The 17,583-nt window shown below is 68.6% G+C and carries 11 protein-coding genes and 1 pseudogene; 7 read left to right on the top strand and 5 right to left on the bottom strand.

All coding sequences use genetic code 11. From position 1 onward, the window contains the following. Positions 1-252 (bottom strand): annotated as a pseudogene (locus I2487_RS01700) (hypothetical protein); the annotation flags it as partial. Between the two features lie 169 nt (positions 253-421). On the opposite strand from I2487_RS01700, the gene I2487_RS01705 reads away from it, so the two are divergent. The 3 genes from I2487_RS01705 to I2487_RS01715 all read left to right on the top strand — a co-directional run bounded on the left by I2487_RS01705 (position 422) and on the right by I2487_RS01715 (position 4,309). Further along, positions 422-2,098, top strand: coding sequence for a phosphotransferase (locus I2487_RS01705; protein ID WP_345941298.1), 1,677 nt, complete (start codon positions 422-424; stop codon positions 2,096-2,098). 221 nt (positions 2,099-2,319) lie between these two features. Continuing rightward, entirely contained in the window at positions 2,320-3,567 is a 1,248-nt protein-coding gene (locus tag I2487_RS01710; protein WP_207170651.1) for an MFS transporter, read from the top strand. A 49-nt stretch (positions 3,568-3,616) separates the two neighbouring features. Then, complete coding sequence (locus I2487_RS01715; RefSeq protein WP_207170650.1) at positions 3,617-4,309, top strand: TenA family protein; 693 nt, start codon at positions 3,617-3,619, stop codon at positions 4,307-4,309. Between the two features lie 8 nt (positions 4,310-4,317). Here the strand turns inward: I2487_RS01715 and I2487_RS01720 are convergent, their stop codons facing one another. From I2487_RS01720 to I2487_RS01730, 3 genes are read right to left on the bottom strand one after another with little or no spacing between them, the layout of a single operon-like run. Then, positions 4,318-5,253 carry an HNH endonuclease gene (locus I2487_RS01720; RefSeq protein WP_207170649.1) on the bottom strand — a complete coding sequence of 312 codons (936 nt, stop codon included), beginning with the start codon at positions 5,251-5,253 and terminating at the stop codon, positions 4,318-4,320. 57 nt (positions 5,254-5,310) lie between these two features. Next, a complete protein-coding gene (locus tag I2487_RS01725) occupies positions 5,311-8,994 on the bottom strand; it encodes an ATP-dependent helicase (protein ID WP_207170648.1) in 3,684 nt (1,227 codons plus the stop codon). Further along, a complete protein-coding gene (locus I2487_RS01730; protein ID WP_207172997.1) occupies positions 8,991-12,503 on the bottom strand; it encodes an ATP-dependent DNA helicase in 3,513 nt (1,170 codons plus the stop codon). The genes I2487_RS01725 and I2487_RS01730 overlap by 4 nt, the downstream gene beginning before the upstream one ends. Positions 12,504-12,659: 156 nt before the next feature. Between I2487_RS01730 and I2487_RS01735 the strand changes: the two genes are divergently transcribed. After that, on the top strand, positions 12,660-13,439 hold the full coding sequence (locus tag I2487_RS01735; protein WP_207170571.1) for a 3'-5' exonuclease: 780 nt from the start codon (positions 12,660-12,662) through the stop codon (positions 13,437-13,439). On the opposite strand, the gene I2487_RS01740 is transcribed toward I2487_RS01735, so the two are convergent. Beyond that, positions 13,417-14,433: a formylglycine-generating enzyme family protein gene (locus I2487_RS01740; RefSeq protein WP_207170570.1), complete on the bottom strand. Its 1,017-nt coding sequence runs from the start codon at positions 14,431-14,433 to the stop codon at positions 13,417-13,419. The genes I2487_RS01735 and I2487_RS01740 overlap by 23 nt on opposite strands. A gap of 153 nt (positions 14,434-14,586) precedes the next feature. Between I2487_RS01740 and I2487_RS01745 the strand changes: the two genes are divergently transcribed. The 3 genes from I2487_RS01745 to I2487_RS01755 all read left to right on the top strand — a co-directional run bounded on the left by I2487_RS01745 (position 14,587) and on the right by I2487_RS01755 (position 17,575). Next, positions 14,587-14,970 (top strand): sulfatase-like hydrolase/transferase, encoded by a 384-nt coding sequence (locus I2487_RS01745; protein WP_207172998.1) that lies wholly within the window; start codon positions 14,587-14,589, stop codon positions 14,968-14,970. Between the two features lie 11 nt (positions 14,971-14,981). Beyond that, entirely contained in the window at positions 14,982-16,334 is a 1,353-nt protein-coding gene (gene betC / locus I2487_RS01750) for a choline-sulfatase (RefSeq protein WP_255545854.1), read from the top strand. A 200-nt stretch (positions 16,335-16,534) separates the two neighbouring features. Then, the gene (locus I2487_RS01755) at positions 16,535-17,575 is read left to right on the top strand and encodes a zinc-dependent alcohol dehydrogenase family protein (RefSeq protein ID WP_207170568.1); all 1,041 of its coding nucleotides are present in this window, start codon (positions 16,535-16,537) and stop codon (positions 17,573-17,575) included. Positions 17,576-17,583 lie beyond the last annotated feature (8 nt).

Genomic DNA, 17,583 nt, shown 5'->3' on the forward strand with positions numbered 1-17,583 from the left:
CTCGGCGGGGTCCACCGCGCCGAGCGCCACGGCGCCCTCGGGCAGCGGCCCGGCGGCCACCTCGTAGTCGAGTCGGTTCCCGCTGAGCCGGGCGCGACGGCCGTAGAGGCGCAGCACCCGGGTGCCGGGGGTGGACCAGATCTCGCTGAGCCATTCGGGGCGTTTGCGCTCAGCGTCGAGCCGGTCGATCCGGGCCCCGTCCTGGGGCAGTACGAGCAGGCCTTCGCCAGGGTCCCGGGAGTGCATATGCATACCCTCCACCGTACCGGGCTCGTGGCTGCCACGAGCACCCACGAGATCCATGTGGAGAGTGAGCGTCGCCGCATCGACAGGATCCTCTGTGGACCAATCCCGGGTGATTTTATTGAATTCCGCGTGGCCTGGCACCGGGTAGGCGCTCGGACCCCATACGCTGGTCCTCGTGCGATGGACATCGATGGAACTTGCGGCCCTGGCGACCGCGGCAGTGCCGGGGCTCTCCCCCACCGGCGTGGCTGCGGCGGCTGACGACGCCCGCGACTTCACCTCCGCCGTCGTGATCGACTCCGAAGGTCACCGTTGGAGGATCCGCTCCCCTCAGCATCAGGAAGCGGCGATGCGCCTGGAGACCGAGCTGCAGGTGCTGCGCGGCTTCTCCACCGGCATCCGCGCCGAGCTGCCCTTCCGGGTCCCCTCCGTCGCCGGCGCCGTGCGCCGCGGCGAGATGCGCACCTTCGTCTACAACCATCTGCCCGGCACCTCGCTGGAGCTCAGCGCGCTCGCCCAGCAGCCGCAGGCCGTGATCGAGGACATCGGGCGCACCATCGCGGCGATCCACGACCTCGACGAGGCCGTGGTCGACAACGCCGATCTGCCCCGCTATTCCGCCGAGCGCTACCGCCAGCGCCGACTCAACGAGCTGGACCAGGCCGCGACCACCGGGGAGATCCCGGCCCTGCTGCTGCGCCGCTGGGAACACGCCATGGAGGACCGCGACCTGTGGCGCTTCACTCCCGCCGTCACCCACGGTGACCTGCATGAAGACTCGCTGCTCATCGAAGGCGAGCGCGTCATGGCGGTCACCGGCTGGACCGACCTGCACAGCGGGGACCCGGCCGATGACTTCGCCTGGCTCACCGCCGCAGGAGATGCCGAGTTCACCGAGAAGGTCCTTGCGGCCTACCGGCGGCACCGCACCGGCGAGGTCGACGAGCACCTGATGCGCCGCGCCGCGCTGACCGCAGAGTTCGCACTGGCTCAGTGGCTGGTCCGCGGCCACGCCAGTGAGAACCCTGAGATGATCGCCGAGGCCAGGGGCCTGCTGGAGCAGCTGAAGACCGACATCGAGACCTATGGCGGGCAGCCGATCGCGCTGACCCCCGCCGAGGGCGAAGAGACCGCAGCACCGGCCGAGGTCCAAGACTCGCGACCCGTGGCTCGCGCGGGTGCCGCGGCGACCGTGGCCGATACCGGCGAGTGGGCAGACTCCGGCGAGGACGACGACGAGCCCGCCGTGATCACCGACGCCGCGGCCTCCGGCAGGACCAACCACGAGGACCTCCGCGACGAGGTCCCCGAGGATCCTGATCAGACCGGCAAGGTCCCGACCTTCGCGCCGCGGCCGCTTCCCGGGGATGAGCCCACCGGCTCGATCCCGGTGATCCTGGACCAGCCCCCTGCTGAGGAGCCGCTGCCGGAGCGAATCTTCGAGGAAGAGGACGAGGGCGACCTCCCGATCCACCCCGATGAGGCCTCCGAGCGTCGGGCGAAGGAGAAGCACTTCTTCCCTGCGGTCGCCTCGGCCAGCTCGGCGGCCTCCACGGAGTCTGCCGCCTCCGCCCAGTCGGCGCGCTCGGCCCAGTCCGCGTCCTCGGCGCAGTCTGCCGCTCCGGTGCGGTCTGCTGAGCCGGTGCAATCTCCAGAGCCGGTGCAGCCCGCCGCGCCGGTCGCTCCTGCCGGTGAGCCCTCCAGCTCACCAGCGTCCCCTGACTCGCCGGAATCCCCCGATTCCCCGGACTCCCCGGCGTCTGCCGATTCGGCAGCTTCCCCGGAAGCGGATGAAGCCGGCGAAGGCACGATCTACCAGCGGCACCCGGGCCTGCGCCCACCGACCGCCTGATTCCCCTGGCTCGGCCTCCTCACCGCCGAGGAGCCGCGAAGTCCAGGACCCCTGCCAGCGGGCCCTCAGCGACGAGGGGCTGCGCCGCCCCGGGAATGATCCCCGCCGCGCCGCAGTTGTCGGGTGAGTGTCTCCACCCGGCTCCCCGGATTTGGCCAGGCTCCACGCGCGCTCGGACAGGCGCACCCTTCCTTTGACCGGCTGCAGCACAGGATGACGATATGACCACGGCGGAACAGACCTCAGCGAGCATCGGCTCACCACACCCGGCCCCCTCCGGGCCCAAATACACCCGCAGACAGGTGGCGCTGGCCATCGTCGCGCTCTCGATCGGCGGGTTCGCCGTCGGTGTCACCGAGTTCGCGATCATGGGGCTGCAGCTCGAGGCGGTCGCTGATCTCGGCATCACGATCCCGCAGGCGGGGATGCTGATCAGCGCCTACGCGATCGGAGTGGTGGTCGGTGCGCCGATCCTCTCGATTCTGGGTGCGAAGCGGGAGCGGAAGTCCTACGCGCTGCTGCTGCTGGGGGTCTTCGTGCTGGGTCATGTGCTGAGCTTCTTCGCCCCGAACTACGAGACGATGTTGGTCGCCCGGTTCCTCTCGGGACTCCCCCACGGCGCCTACTTCGCCGTGGCGGCGCTGATGGCGGCCGAGATGGCGGGCCCTGCCAAGCGCAGCCGCGCGATCGCCGTCGTCCTGGGTGGTCTGGCGATCTCCAATGTGCTGGGCGTGCCGGTGGTGACCGCGCTGGGTCAGGCGTTCGGCTGGCGCTGGATGTTCATCTCGGTGATCGTGCTGGCGCTGATCACCATGGCCGCGGTGGCCCGCTATGCGCCGCGGCAGATGCCCCCGGCCAAGGCTACGATGCGTTCTGAGATCAAGGGCCTGAAGAACAAGCGGCTCTGGGTGGGCATCATGCTCGCCGTGGTCGGCTTCTCCGGCATGTTCGCGCTGTACTCCTATATCGCCCCGGTCAGCACCGAGATCACCGGGTTCAGCGAGAGCTCGCTGCCCTGGATCGTGGGGCTCTTCGGCGCCGGCATGGTGGTCGGCAACTTCGTCGGCGGCTGGGCGGCGGACAAGTCCGTGCTGGGCACCGTGGTGATCGCCATGGCGCTGGTGGCGGTGTTCATGGTGCTCTTCGCCTCCACCGCACACATCCCCGCGCTGATGCTGATCTTCCTGTTCCTGGTCGGCGTCTCGGCCAGCGCGCTGGGCCCGTCGATGCAGACCCACCTGATCGACACCGCTCCGGATGCCCCGCAGCTCGCGGCCTCGTTGCACCACTCCGCATTCAACGCGGCCAACGCGCTGGGCGCCCTGGTGGGTGGTCAGGTGATCGCCGCCGAGATGGGTCTGCGCGCCCCGAGCTATGTGGGCGCCGGTGCCGCGGTGCTGGGCGTGGGCGTGGCGCTCTACGCGATTCACCTGACCCGGAAGATGAAGACTCCGCGCACCGCGATCTGACCGGTTCACCCTGCTGAAAGGGGCTGTGCGGGGTGAGTAGGCTGAGCCCATGAGCTCCCCCACCTCGTTCTCCACGACCGCCGACGTCGCCGCGGACAGTTTCGCAGGCGCGCTGCGGCTGGCCACGGCTGAAGATTGGGATGCCTCGGTGCATCATCGCTTCATCGACGAGCTCTTCGCCGGAACGCTCAGCGATGAGGTGTTGGCTCGCTACCTGGTGCAGGACTACCAGTTCTTCGACGCCTTCGTGGCGATGCTGGGTGCCTGCGTGGCCACCACCGATTCCAAGCCGGCGCGGCTGCGGTTCGCCGCACAGCTCGGGATGCTCGCCGCCGATGAGGACGGGTACTTCCAGCAGAGCTTCGCCGAGCTTGGTGTGCCGAGTTCAGATGTGGTCAGCCCTCAACTCGCAGACCCCACCGCGGAGTTCATCGGGCAGATGTGGGAGGTCGCGCAGTCCCGCGACTACGCGGATCTGCTGGTGGTGCTGGTGATCGCTGAGTGGCTGTATCTGGACTGGGGCCAGCGCGATCTGCCGCTGCCCAAGGCGGCGAAGCACCGCGGCTGGATCGACCTGCACCGCGGTGATGACTTTCGGGCGTGGACCCAGTTCCTGATCGATGAGCTCAACCGGGTGGCACCGCCGCTGGACTCCGACGACGTCGCGCGATTGTCCGCACGGTGGAAGCGGGTTGTGGCGATCGAGCGGGCGTTCTTTAATGCGGCGTACGTGGGCCGGTAGAAACAGCTCTAGCCAGCAATCGTGAATTCTTCGAATCGGGTAGCAAGACTTGTCTTGTTGGGCCTCAAATTTTCAGCTTTCGGAACAACCCTGAGAACTTCTCCATCACGTTCCTGAAGACCGTGACGCAACATTGGTCCGTCGACCTCCTGAAGGATGTCGCTACGAATGTGAATCCGGTAATCCGGGTCCACGCCCAGAATGTTCGCGTCGTAGGCGGAATGATGAATCTTGCACAGGGCGAGGCCGTTACGGACTTCCGGGGAGCCTCCGTGACTGTCTCTTAGGATGTGGGCCGCATCCAACAGGCGTCCGTGGCCCAAGGCGCAGATCGCGCACCGAGATTTGTACGCAAGCATCACCGTTGATCGGAATGCTCGCTGGTGAAGTCGGGTTCGAACGAGCTGTTCCCCGTATCGAGGCCCCACTGAGACCGTGGTCTCCTGGAACCCAACATCGACGCGCCCCATCCTTTGGGCTCCACCGCTGAGATCGAGCAGTGCCTTTCGGTCCGTTTCGCGTATCTCGTCGACGTAGACGGGAAAGTAGGCGTCGTAGTGGCCGACCGCGATTCCCCTGAAGTAGATCAATGGGATTGAGTACTTGTTTGCCCGACGAAGCCCATCGTTGTGCTTCTCGTTTGTAGCCTGGAACGAATACTGCACATAGCCGTCAGTGAGCACGTCCTCGTAGCTCAAGCGACCCTGCCGACCACTCGGCACTGTTGTCGTCACTGACACCGCGCCCGAGAAACCCTTGGGAACCCAGATTCCTTGTTGCTGGATGAGCGACGTCGACGAATTGGTTTCGGCTTTGAAGTCGCCGATCTCGTCCCGAGAAAGCGACCTTGAGCCCTTGTCAGATTTTCGGTAGAGCCATTCAAACGCCACTTCACGGAACAACATTTCTTGCTCACTTGGAGGAAATGTCATGGAATATTCCACTTTCTACGAGCCTGCATCGAGAGGACCAAGACTATGGCAGCGATTCCTGAATTAAAACTATTCTGAAAAATGTAGCCGAGCGTCTCGAATGTGCTCCTGAAGCGCTTCTTCCTCCGGAAGATCCGTCCCGGGCACGGTGACGCCATGCTCGACGTAGAAGAACGACGCTCCGATCTGTTCCAGCGGCACGCCATAGAGCCGATGGAAAGCCAGCCGGTAGACCGCCAGCTGGATCTGCTTCTCGCGCAGGTCTTTACCGGTGGGCACCATGCCGGTCTTCCAATCGACCAGGTCCCAGGTGCACCGCTGCATCTGAGCATCTCGCTCCTCCGCTGACTTCAGCTCCCAGCGCTCGAAGTCGGCAGCGGTGAGGTCCTGGCCGGCGTCGTCCTTGCCGAAGATGGCGTCGATCCGGCCACGGACCACGACACCGTCCAGGGACGTCTCGACCGGGATCTCTGCCGCGTAGAGGCGTCGCTGCGCCCACTCGGTCGCCACGAAGCGTTCCTTGACCGTGGAGAGGTCGAAGGCGTCGTCGAGGTCCTCATCACCGCGGTGCGGCTCTTCGATACCGGGCAGCCTGCTGCGGGTCTCGTAGAACTCCTCGATCCATTCGTGCATGACAGTCCCGCGGCGTGCCGCCTGGGAGGGTTTCACCGGTACCGGACGCCGGGCGAACTCGGCCATGGACTCGGCATTGCGGGCCATGCCCACCACGCTGGAAACGCTGATGTGCGCGGGGAAATGCGGCTTGCCGGTCCCGCGCTGCTGCTCCCGCGCCCGGTCCACGACCCATTCGGCCTCCTGCTCCCAGGGAGTCAGCGGTCGAGCCGCCGCTCCGTCGTCGCCGGACGTCGTCCCGGGCTGCGCACGGTCGGCGATGGCCTGCTCCACCAGCACGGCGGCCCGGGTCAGCGCGGCGCGGCGACCGGGCTGGACCTTTGGAGCCTCCACCGTGTTGATCTGCGGCAGCGTGGTCTGCTCTCCCTCTGCCCCCTGCCGGCGGTAGCGGCCTATCGGCAGCGGAGCCAGCGGGTCATAGGGCCATTGGGCGCCGAAGAGGTCGTTGCCCACCGGGTTGTCCTTCATATCGGCGATCTCTGCCCACTCCAATGCCGCCGAAGCGTCGCCGAAGCTATCGGCCACCTCGCGGATCTCATCGAGGAACTCTGAGGGCTCCTTGCCGGCGGAGGTGCCGTAGAAGCAGGCGCCGGTGCACAGCAGCAGCTTCTTCGCTCGCGTCACCGCGACGTAGGCCAGGCGCCGTTCTTCCTCCCGGCTGAAGTCCTTGACGTCCTGGGTGAAGACCCGGTTGTCCTCGGTGAACTGCTTCCAGTCGCCCACTCCCGCCGATACGGCCCAGGAACGCAGATCGGGCTGCTCAGACTCCCACTGCGGAATGCTGCGTCGATCTCCGCGCAGCCGGGCCGGCAGCATGCCGTTGCTGCCGGTCCACCGGTCGGCCTTGGCACTGGGGAACTTGTCCTCGCGCAGCCCGGCGACGGCGACCACGTCCCATTCGAGTCCCTTGGACGCGTGGATGGTCATCAGCTGGATCGCACCCGGGGTCGGTTCCACATCCGCCTGCTCCAGGCCGCGTTCCTTCTCCTGCGCCGCGTCCAGCCAGTCTAGGAAGCTGCGCAGGTCCGGGGTGGTCTCGGTGGCCGCGTAGCTCTCGGCCTGATCGATCAGCGCGTCGAGCTGACGGGCGGCATAGTGCTGCTCCTCCCACGGCCGCGCCGCGACCTCGATGTCGAGGCCGGTGTCACTGACGATGCGCTGGATCAGCACCCCCAGGTCCAGGGTGGCCCACTGGCGCAACCGGCGGATCTGTTCCTTGGCCAGCAGCAGCCGACGGTGCCCCTCTGCGGAGAGGCCGAGCCGCTCGGCATGGTCCGGGGAGTCCTTGAGACGCTCCAACGCCTCAACCAGGGAGGCGCGTTCGTCCATCTCCAGTTCGGTGGACTCATACCGGTCCTCCGCGTCGGTGACTCCCTCCCCCGACTGACCGCTGCCCTGGTGCTGCTCGGAAACCGGCGCGCGCAGCCGCAGACCCTCCAGATCTCGGGCGGAGCGCTGCAGCTGGAGCAGATCGCGGGGCCCGATCCGATACCGGGCCCCTGCGAGGATCCGGATCAGCGCGTCCGAGCGGCCGGGGTCGGCAATGACCCGGAGGTAGGCGAGCACCTCGGCCACCTCCGAGGTGCTCAGCAGCCCGGAGAGCCCGACCAGCTCGTAGTCCAGTCCGGCGAGGCGCAGCTGCTCGGCGATGGTCTCCAGCTGGGCGCGGGTTCGGGCCAGCACCGCGCAGCTCGGGGCCTCTTGCTGTGGTTTTGGTCGGGACCCAGACTCGGCCTCGGGCTGCAGCGCGGCACTGAGCTGTTCGGTGATCGCCTGGGATTCCTCGATGTCCGAGGTGTACCAGCCGTAGCGCACGGTGGCGGTGTGGGCGCCATCGGGTGGGCTCAGCGGTTTGAGCTGCCCGCGCAGGTGCGCGTTGTGCGCGCGCCACGGCTTGTCGAGTGAGTCTGCGGCATCTGGGGCGAACGGCATCACCAGCCGGTTGGCGACATCGAGGATCCGCTCCCCGTTGCGCCAGGCGATGGTGAGCTGAAGCAGCGCGGCGGGACGGCGCTGCCCCGTGGCGGGGTCCACGGCGGGGAAGGACTGGGGGAAGTCAAAGAGCTGCCCGGCGGAGGCGCCGCGGAACCCGTAGATCGACTGGTTCGGGTCTCCCACGGCGGTGACCGCGTGGCCCATTCCGCCGCCGGAGCCGCCGGCGCCGTAGAGGCTGCTGAACAGCGCGAGCTGCGCGTAGGAGGTGTCCTGGAACTCATCGAGCAGCACCACCTTGTACTTCTCCCGCTCGGCCTCCCCAGCGCTGGGGACGTCCTGGGCGATCTGCGCGGCGAAGCGCAGCAGATCCCCGTAGTCCATGAGCCCCTCGGTCAGCTTCCTGTCCTGGTAGCGGCGGACCAGCTCGGCCATCTCACGGCGCACCCGCAGCGCCCGGACCAGATCGATCTGCTTGCCCTTGAGCTCGGCGCCGGCTTCCTGCCAGGCATCCACTCGGGCCAGTTCGACGTCGAGGTGGGCCTCTACCGCCTCCGGGGACTGCAGGTGCTCGGCGCAGTCTCCGGCCAGGCGCATCACGTATCCGGCGAGGTTGCCGGCCGACTGTTCTGCCTCCACCAGCACCTCGGCGCGGTCATAGGCACTGACCAATCGATGCACCAGCTGCCAGGCCTTGGCCTCCCCGATCAGCTGGGTCTCGGGCTCCAGGCCGATCTGCAGACCGTATTCAGCCACCAGGGTGTTCGCATAGGAGTGATAGGTGGAGACCGCCGGGGCGAGCAGTTCCGAGATGTCCGCGTGTTCCACGGTGTCGGAGACCTCGACCGGCACCACATCGGCCGGGGAGATCAGCTCCGCCTCCAGCAGCTGTTCGAGCTTCCGGGTGATCCGCTCGCGCAGCTCTCCGGCGGCCTTCTTGGTGAAGGTCACCCCAAGGATCTGGTCCGGACGCACGATCCCGTTGGCGACCAGCCAGACCACTCGGTCGGCCATGGTGGCCGTCTTGCCCGAGCCGGCACCGGCGACGACGAGCATCGGGTCCAATCCGGATTCGATCACGGCCTGCTGTTCGGCGGTGGGGTAATGCCGGTCCTCGGCGGGGGTGTCCCGCTGGAGCGCATCGGCGATGTCTCGGGCGCTGTAGCGCATGGTCTCCAGGGTCATCATGGCTGGGTCACCTGTTTCGTGTTCTCGCAGAGCGGGCAGAGCGAGCCGACCAGGCAGCGCTGTTGATTCGGTGAGTGGTAGGCCGAGAACACCCGACCGCTCATCACCTGGGCGGCCTGGGTCAACTGTTCCAGCGGCCAGCTGGCCTCGGCGTCGAGCGCCTCCTGCCGCTGCAGGTTTGAGGCCTTCGCGGATGTGCCCACCTGGAGCAACGCTGCGCCACCGCCCGACGCAACAGGGACGCGGTCCTGAACGTCATCTGTCTCGACGAGTGCGCGGTCCACCGCTCCCAGCGCCACCAGCAGCTGATAGGAGCCAAGCTGTCCGTGGGTGAGAATCTCGGCCTTGGTCGGCTGGTGGCGACCGGTCTTCAGATCGATGACGAAGAGCTCACCGGCTTCGGTGCGTTCCACGCGGTCGATCACGCCGCGGATCTCCACGGACCTGATCTGGGTGGCCCCGCCGGGTTCCTCCGGGGGCAGCGGGATCTCCAGGCTGGCTTCGACCTGCAGCTCGCGGGCGATCACCTGGCGCCCCTGGCCCTGGACGTGGCCGAAGTATCCGGCGAGCTTCTTGAGCATCACCCGGGCGCGGGATCGGTCCTTCTCGGTCTCCCAGCCCTCCTCGCGGCCCAGGCTCTCCCAACGGGCGTCGAGCTCAGCACCCAGCACCTCGCGGTCGGTCTCCGCTGGGTGGTGCTCGGCGATCTCGTGGATCAGCGAGCCGAGCATCCGGCTGAAGTCGGTGGCCTCAACACCGCCGGCGGCGCCGGTGAACCATTGCAGCGGCGCGTCGATGGCGCTCTGCACCGAGGACGGCGAGACCCGGACGGGGTCTTCTGGCTCCAGCAGCGGTGCGGTGGTGCTGAGCTCCGGCAGGCCCCACCAGGTATCGGGCTCCGCGCCGATGAGTCCACCCTCGGCGAGCACGGCGAGCGCCCGGGCCGCCGCCTGGCGCTGGGTCTCGGTGGTCTCGACGACGCTGGACCCAGCGTCGCTGGATTCGGCGTCGCTGGATTCGGCGAGGCCGGCGGCGGCGTCGTCGAGTTCGGCCTGGATGCTGATCTCCAGGTGGCGGCGCAGTTCGGCGATCAGCCGGTGTGCGGTGATCGGGCGTGGGATCGCCCCGCTGCGGGCGGTGCGCTCCCCCGGCGGGACCACGAGGTCCAGCAGCATCGAGGGGCTCTCCTCCTGGGCGTGCACGGCCACGGCGTAGAGCCGGTTCTTCGCTCGGGAGACTGCGGAGGCGAAGAGCCGGTATTCGTCCTGGAGCACGTTCATCCGTTTGACCAGCAGGGACTGGGCGGAGGCATCAGCGCGGCCCTCGACGACGTCGACCAGGTGGCCGCTGCCCAGCAGCGCTCCGCGTGGGTTCAGGTTCGGCCAGGCGCCTTCCTGGAGTCCGGTGAGGATCACGGTGTCGAACTCGCGTCCTGCCGCGCTGGCAGGAGTCAGGACTTCGATCGCCGCGTCCACGGCGGAGGTCTTGGCCAGGGTGTCCATGGGCAGTTCGAGGCGTTCGATGTGGTCCACGAACGCGAGCGCAGAGGCCCCCGGGTTCTGGTCGGAGAACCGCTCCGCCGCCTGGAACAGCGCCATCACCGCGTCGAGATCGTGATCGGCCCGGCGGCCCTCGGCGCTGGACCACCGGGTGAGACCCGCCCAGTGGCGGCTCACATCGGCGGCGCTCCAGATCTCCCAGAGCAGCTCCTCGGGCCCGCTGGAGGGCCCTGCGGCGGCGTGTCCGGCGGCGAGCATCGCGGCGACCCGTTCCAGCCCGCGGGTCAGATGCTGGAAGCGCGACTGCGTGCGGACCGCTTCGAAGACCGGATCCCCCGCGTTGTTCGCCGCGGCGACCAGCAGCTCATCGGAGCTGCGCGGTTCCGATACGTCGGCCGCTGCGCGCAGCCGACGGCGTTCCTGGCTGCGCAGCACCTGGCGCAGACTGCGCAGGGTCATCGAATCGGTCTCGCCGTACCGGCTGGTCAGCAGGGTGAGCACCTCGGGAAGCGGCACGGGGTACTCGGCCTCGGGCTCCGGTCGAGCGGTCACCAGATGCAGGACGCGCAGCAGCGGGGCCACAGCGGACTCCTGGTTGAGGATCACATCGCTCATGGACTGACGCACCGGGACGCCCTGGGTCTGGAACATCCGCACCAGCCGTTTGAGCAGGGCCCCGTTGCGGGCGATGACCGCGATCTCATCGAAGGGCACACCGTGCCGGTGGTGACGGTCCAGGACCTCCTGCAGCACGAACTGCTCGGCCAGGTAGTCCCCGGGCACGATCTCCACGGCGCAGGACCCCACCTCGGTGGGCTCGGGCGCGGCGTCGGCCTGTTCCGCGGTGGTCTCGCTGAGCAGCTGCAGCCAGCGCTGGCGCGGCTGCTGGGGTCCCGCCGGGGCGATCCTGCGCAGCGCCCGCGCGTAGGCCCGACCCACCGCATCGGTGATCCGGTGGTTGCCCTCGAGCACCATCACGCTGGGCTCGACGCCGGGCAGGCCACCGTGCGGGTCAGGGGTCATCGACCCAGAGATGCTGCGCCGGACGATGCCTTCGATCTCGGCGTCGGTCTCGGGATTCAGCCCGAGCACGCTCTCGGCGGTGACCCGGCGCGGGGCCACGGTCCAGCTGCGCAGCTTGTCCGGGCGTGCCCCGCGGAAGCCCTGCACCGCGGTCTCGGGGCTGGCGAAGGCCAGCACGTCGGCGCCGGCGCCGATCAGGCGCAGCAGCCGGTACACCGAGGGGGTGGCCTCCTGCAGGTCATCGACGATGATCCGGCGCAGCCGTTCGCGCTCGGTCTCCAGGAACTCAGGGTTCTCCTCGAGCAGATTGCAGGCCTCGTTGATCAGCCCCGCCGGGTCGAAGGCGTCGGCGTTGGCTCCGGCGTCGAGGTCCTCGCGGTAGCGCTGGTAGAGCTCTGCGGCGGCAGCCCATTCTGGGCGCCGGCATTGTTCGGCCAGACCGCGCAGCTGTTCGGGTGAGACCCCGTATTCCGCGGCACGGTCGAAGAGCTCGCGGATCTCCTTGCGGAACCCGTCGGTGTCCGCGGCCTCCGCCAAGGAGACCGGCCAGCTCAGCGGCGGCATCCCGCTCTCGGGATCCGAGCTGAGCAGCTCGCGGATGATGCTGTCCTGCTCGGCCCCGGAGAGCAACCGGGGTCGGCGCGCGGTGAAGGTGAGGATCTCCCGGCGCCGGGCCTCCCCCAGCAGCCAGAAGGCGTAGGAGGCGAAGGAACGGGAGGGCTGTTCCGAGAGCGACCCACCGCGGGGGCTGGTGTCCCGGGCGACCCAGGCCGCCTCCACCTGTTCGCGCAGCACCGCTGAGGTGGCGCGGGTCGGTGAGAGCAGCAACAGCCGGGAGGAGTCTTGCCCGGACTCCAGATGGCGAAGCGCAAGCTCCGCCGCCAGCGTCGACTTGCCGCTGCCGGGACCCCCGAAACTCAGGATCGGCCCATGTCCGGGGCGCTCGGCAGCGGCGAGCACCTGCTGCTGGGACTGATCGAACTCCATGAGGGTCATTCAATCAGAGGCCCCGGACATGTCGCGGCGCAATGGCGCATCCCCACGTGACCACGCAACCTTGCCGCCGCTCAGCCGCGCAGCCGCGCTGCCGCGGCTCAGGGTGATGTCCGCGGCCATGTCCGACCCGCGCGCTACCGTAGAACCATGGCCGAGACCCCCACCCTCTTCGAGATCACTCCCAGCAGCGAGTCCTGGCATACCCGCCGCCGGGTCGGCTTCGACCTGGAGACCACCTCCCGGGATCCCCGGGTGGCGCGGATCGTCTCCGCGGCGCTGGTGATCTTCGACGACGCCGAGGTCAGTGCCGGCGCCGAGATCAGCGCCAAAGCCGGTGTGGTGGAGCCTCCCGCTCCGAGTGGTCGGCGTGTGCGCACCCGGGAGTGGTTGGTCGATCCGGGGGTGGAGATCCCGGCCGAGACCACCGCGATCCACGGCATCTCCACCGAGTACGCGCAGACCAATGGGCAGCCGGCGGCCGAGGCGGTCGCTCAGATCACCACTGCCCTGGCGCAGGAGTTCGCCGCGGGCAGCTCCGTGGTGGTGATGAACGCCCCCTATGACTTCACCGTGCTCCAGCAGGAGGCGCTGCGCCACGGGGTCGAGTTCCCCGAGCCGGTCGGGGTCATCGACCCGCTGGTGATCGATAAGCAGGTGGACAAGTATCGCCGCGGCAAGCGCACGCTGAGCCAGATGTGCCTGCACTATGAGGTCGATCTCGACGCCGCGCATTCGGCCACCCCGGACGCCTGGGCCGCCGTGGAGGTGGCCTGCGCGCAGGCCGAGCGGTTCCCGCAGCTGCAGATCCCGGCGCCTGAGCTGCACCGGCTCCAGGCCGGGTGGAAGGTCGGGCAGGCCGCGGACCTGCAGGAGTACCTGCGCCGTACCCGCCCCGATGCGGAGGTCAGCCCGGCCTGGCCGGTGTGAACGCCAGCCGGAACCCGGTGTGACCCAGCGAGGTGTCCGCCGAGGCCGAGGTGCGCGCCGAGGTGCGGTAGCGCCGGCAGTAGGAGCTGTGGCACATATAGGAGCCCCCGCGCATCACCGGATCCGCTCCGGACCGCGAAGACCCTGACGCTCCGCCATCGGCTCTGGTGAATCCCGAGGCGGTCCACTCCCAGACATTGCCGGTGGTGTTGTAGAGCCCATACCCGTTGGGCGCGAAGGACTCCGCCGCTCGGGTGCCGACCTCCCCGGCCACTCCCTCGGGGAACTCCCCTGGAAAGATGTTCATCCTGCGCTGCCCCTGCGGGTCCCGCTCAGACCCCCAGGGGTAGGGCTGCTGGTCCAATCCGCCGCGCGCGGCATACTCCCATTCGGTCTCGCTCGGCAGCCGCGCCCCGACCCAGCTGGCATATGCCTGCGCGTCGCGCTGGGACACCTGCGTCACCGGGTGATCCTCCCGCCCCGCGGCGGTGGACCCAGGACCTTCGGGCGCGAACCAGGCGGCGCCGCGCAACTGCCGCCACCACGGGGCGGAGGCCTCCGGGGCCGGGGCTGCGTCGCGCAGCTCTGGAGCGAGCAGCCCCTGGAAGACCAGGGCGTCCCCGTGCTGCTCGGCGTCGGTGAGGTGTCCTGTGGCCTGCACGAATTGCGCGAATTGTGCCACGGTCACCGTGGTGGGGCTGATCGCGAAGGCCTCGACGCGGACGGACCTGACCGGGCCCTCACCGTCCTGCGGGTAAGCCTGCGGGTCCACGGAGCCCATGCGGAATTCATCGGCGGAGAACCCGATCATCGACAGCTGGGAGGCGGCCGTGGCGGCCAGCTGGGCGACCAGCGCGGCCTTGTCGGCTGAGTCCGGTGCGGCCGACGTCGTCGGGGTGGTGCTCGCGGCGCCGTTCGAGCTGGTGCTGGTGGTCTTCGGGCGTGGCGGGCTGCAACAGGACGCGGGTTCGGAACGGTGCTGTGCCTCGGTCATGCTGCTCCCCTGTCTGTCTCCTGATCATCGTCACAGGCCGTCGGATCCCCGGAATTACGCGGAAGATGACCTGTAGCCTGGCAGAGCGCGCCGCTTGCACTTCTGGGCGCACAGAAGCTCGTTTCAGTGCTCATCACGAAGGAGGGACACACTATGTCTGACGACCAGAACATCTCACACCACACCGGAACCGTGTCTCCACCCGAGCACTCCTCCACCGTCTCACCTCCTGAGACCGTCTCACCTCCCCACAGCGTCTCACCTCCGAACATCGTCGTCATCCAGGCTGATCAGATGGCCGCCCAGGCGCTCGGCGCCTATGGCGACGCCGCCGCGAAGACCCCGCACATGGATGCTCTCGCCGAGGATGGAGCCGTCTTCGATCGCGCCTACTGCAACTCGCCGCTCTGCGCGCCCTCCCGCGCCTCCATGATGACCGGGGTGATGCCCTCTGACCTGGGCTGCTTCGACAACGGGGATGACTTCGCGTCCTCCGTGCCGACTCGCCGCTCTGCGCGCCCTCCCGCGCCTCCATGATGACCGGGGTGATGCCCTCTGACCTGGGCTGCTTCGACAACGGGGATGACTTCGCGTCCTCCGTGCCGACCTTCGCGCATCGACTGCGTCACGCCGGCTATCACACGGCCCTGGTCGGCCGGATGCACTTCGTCGGGGCAGACCAGCACCATGGCTTCGAAGAGCGCCTGACCACCGACGTCTACCCGGCTGACCTGGACATGGTCCCGGACTGGACGCTGCCGCTGGAGCAGAAGCTGCAGTGGTATCACGACGCCGACGCGGTCTTCACCGCCGGGGTCTCCAAGGCCTCGGTCCAGCAGGACTTCGACGACGAGGTCGGTTTCCGCACGCTGCGCCACCTCAATGACCGGGTCCGCGCGAACCAGGCGGCCGCCGCGGCCGGTGAGGACGCCCAGCCATTCCTGATGGTGAGCAGCTTCATCCACCCGCATGACCCCTATGAGCCGCCGCAGGAGCACTGGGACCGGTTCGCCGACGTCGAGATCCCTGACCCGGCACACCCCGAGGTGCCCGATATCGCGGAGGATCCACACAGCCATCGACTCCGCGCGATGAGCGGCTTCGACGAGCGCTACCCGGACATCGAACAGGTCCGCAATGCTCGGCGGGCCTACTACGCGGCGGTGAGCTACATCGATGACCACGTGGGCCGGATCCGCGAGCGCCTGGATTCTCTGGGGCTCAGCGAGAACACCGTGGTCCTGGTGACCGCCGACCACGGAGACATGCTCGGCGAGCGCGGCCTCTGGTACAAGATGTCGCCCTATGAGCGCTCCTCTCGGGTGCCGCTGATCGCCTACGGCCCGGAGCACCTGGTGCCGCGAGGCCGGTATCAGACCCCGGTCTCGCTGCTGGACCTGATGCCCACCCTGGTGGACCTGGCCGGAGCCCCCTCGCCGAAGACTGCCGGGGACTCCGTCTTCGGGATCGCCAGGCGCGAGCAGACCGGCGACATCGGGCCCAAGGACCGCCCGGTGATCATCGAGTACCTCGCCGAGGGCACCTACCGGCCGCAGCTGAGCATCATCAGCGGGCAGTACAAGTACGTGCTCTGCCCGGGCGACCCTGAGCAGCTCTTCGACCTCGCCGCGGACCCCCATGAGCTGCACAACGCGGCCCGCGAGGGCCACCATGCAGGGACCGTGGCGCGGCTGCGCGGCGAGCTGGACTCCCGCTATGACATGGAGGCGCTGGAGGCCGGGGTCCTGGAGAGTCAGGATCAGCGCCGGCTCGTCGCCGAAGCCCTGAGCATGGGGCGGAAACGGTCGTTCGACCACAACCCGGAGCCCGAGCAGCGCTATGTGCGCGGAGACTTCTGGGGCGCCCTGGAGTACGGCACGATCCGCGAGGACGCCCGCTGAGCTGCCTGAGCTGAGCGGCCTGGGCTAAAACCCTCGTCCCGGGGCCGCCAACGGGTGGAATGACCGGCGAATCCCGGTGCATTCCACCCGTTAGCGCCCCACAGATGGGGCCGCAGCTGCAAAACTCGGTGCATTCCACCCGTGAGCGCCCCACAGATGGGGCAGGTGCGGCGAGTCGGTCTTCGGTAAAGTTCGGTCTCATGCGCGCACTGGTGATGGATGAGATCGCAGGCCCCTTAGAGGTCCGAGAGGTGCCCGACCCCACCCCACCGCCGGGCGGGGTGGTCGTGGAGGTCCATGCCACCGGCCTGTGCGGCAGCGACTGGCACGCATGGGCCGGACACGAGGAGCTCACCCTGCCCCATGTGCCCGGCCATGAGCTCGCCGGGGTCATCTCCGCGGTGGACCCCGGGGTGCAGCACTTCTCGGTGGGTGATCGGGTGACGGTGCCCTTCGTCTGTGGCTGCGGCTCCTGTGACTGGTGCCGCAACGGCAACGCCCAGGTGTGCCCGAACCAGCAGCAGCCCGGCTTCACCCATGACGGATCCTTCGCGGAGCACGTGGCCCTGCATGCCGCGGACACCAACCTTGTCGCCATCCCGGAGGCCGTCTCCTTCGAGGCCGCGGCGGCGTTGGGCTGCCGCTTCGCCACCGCCTACCGTGCGCTGACCGCACGTGCCGCGGTGCATACAGGGGAATGGGTCACCGTGGTGGGTGCCGGCGGGGTCGGCTTGAGCGCGGTGATGATCGCGAAGGCGCTCGGCGCCCAGGTGGTCGCGGTGGACCGCAGCCCCGACGCGCTGCAGGCCGCGAAGGACCTCGGCGCCGATCACGTGATCCTCGCCGATGGGCGCGACGTCCCCGATGCCGTTCGGGTGATCACCGGTGAGGGCAGCGACGTCTCGGTGGACGCCGTGGGCAGCGAACAGACCTGTACGGCCGCCGTCCTGAGCCTGCGCCGCCGAGGACGGCATGTGCAGATCGGGCTGCTGCCCACCGAGACCGGTCTCTCCCAGGTCCCGATGGCCCGCGCGATCGCCTGGGAGCTGGATCTGTTAGGCAGCCACGGCATGGCCGCCGCCGACTATCCCGGGATGCTGGCCCTGATCGCGAGCGGCGCGCTGCGCCCGCAGGACCTCATCGAACGCGTGGTCGGACTGCAGGAAGCCGCCAGCCTCTTGCCAGCGATGCAGCGGTCCGCGACCCCGGGGATGACGATGATCAACCCCAGGGTCGCGTGACCAGCCTC

Source organism: Nesterenkonia sp. E16_10 (assembly GCF_017347085.1).
In the GTDB taxonomy this organism is placed as follows: Bacteria; Actinomycetota; Actinomycetes; order Actinomycetales; family Micrococcaceae; genus Nesterenkonia.

Coding starts and splice junctions, on each gene's coding strand:
- I2487_RS01725 (WP_207170648.1), bottom strand. CDS start 8,994: ATGATGACCCTGGAGACCATGCGCTACAGCGCCCGAGACATCGCCGAT.
- I2487_RS01740 (WP_207170570.1), bottom strand. CDS start 14,433: ATGACCGAGGCACAGCACCGTTCCGAACCCGCGTCCTGTTGCAGCCCG.
- I2487_RS01730 (WP_207172997.1), bottom strand. CDS start 12,503: ATGGAGTTCGATCAGTCCCAGCAGCAGGTGCTCGCCGCTGCCGAGCGC.
- I2487_RS01755 (WP_207170568.1), top strand. CDS start 16,535: ATGCGCGCACTGGTGATGGATGAGATCGCAGGCCCCTTAGAGGTCCGA.
- I2487_RS01710 (WP_207170651.1), top strand. CDS start 2,320: ATGACCACGGCGGAACAGACCTCAGCGAGCATCGGCTCACCACACCCG.
- I2487_RS01715 (WP_207170650.1), top strand. CDS start 3,617: ATGAGCTCCCCCACCTCGTTCTCCACGACCGCCGACGTCGCCGCGGAC.
- I2487_RS01735 (WP_207170571.1), top strand. CDS start 12,660: ATGGCCGAGACCCCCACCCTCTTCGAGATCACTCCCAGCAGCGAGTCC.
- I2487_RS01745 (WP_207172998.1), top strand. CDS start 14,587: ATGTCTGACGACCAGAACATCTCACACCACACCGGAACCGTGTCTCCA.
- betC (WP_255545854.1), top strand. CDS start 14,982: ATGCCCTCTGACCTGGGCTGCTTCGACAACGGGGATGACTTCGCGTCC.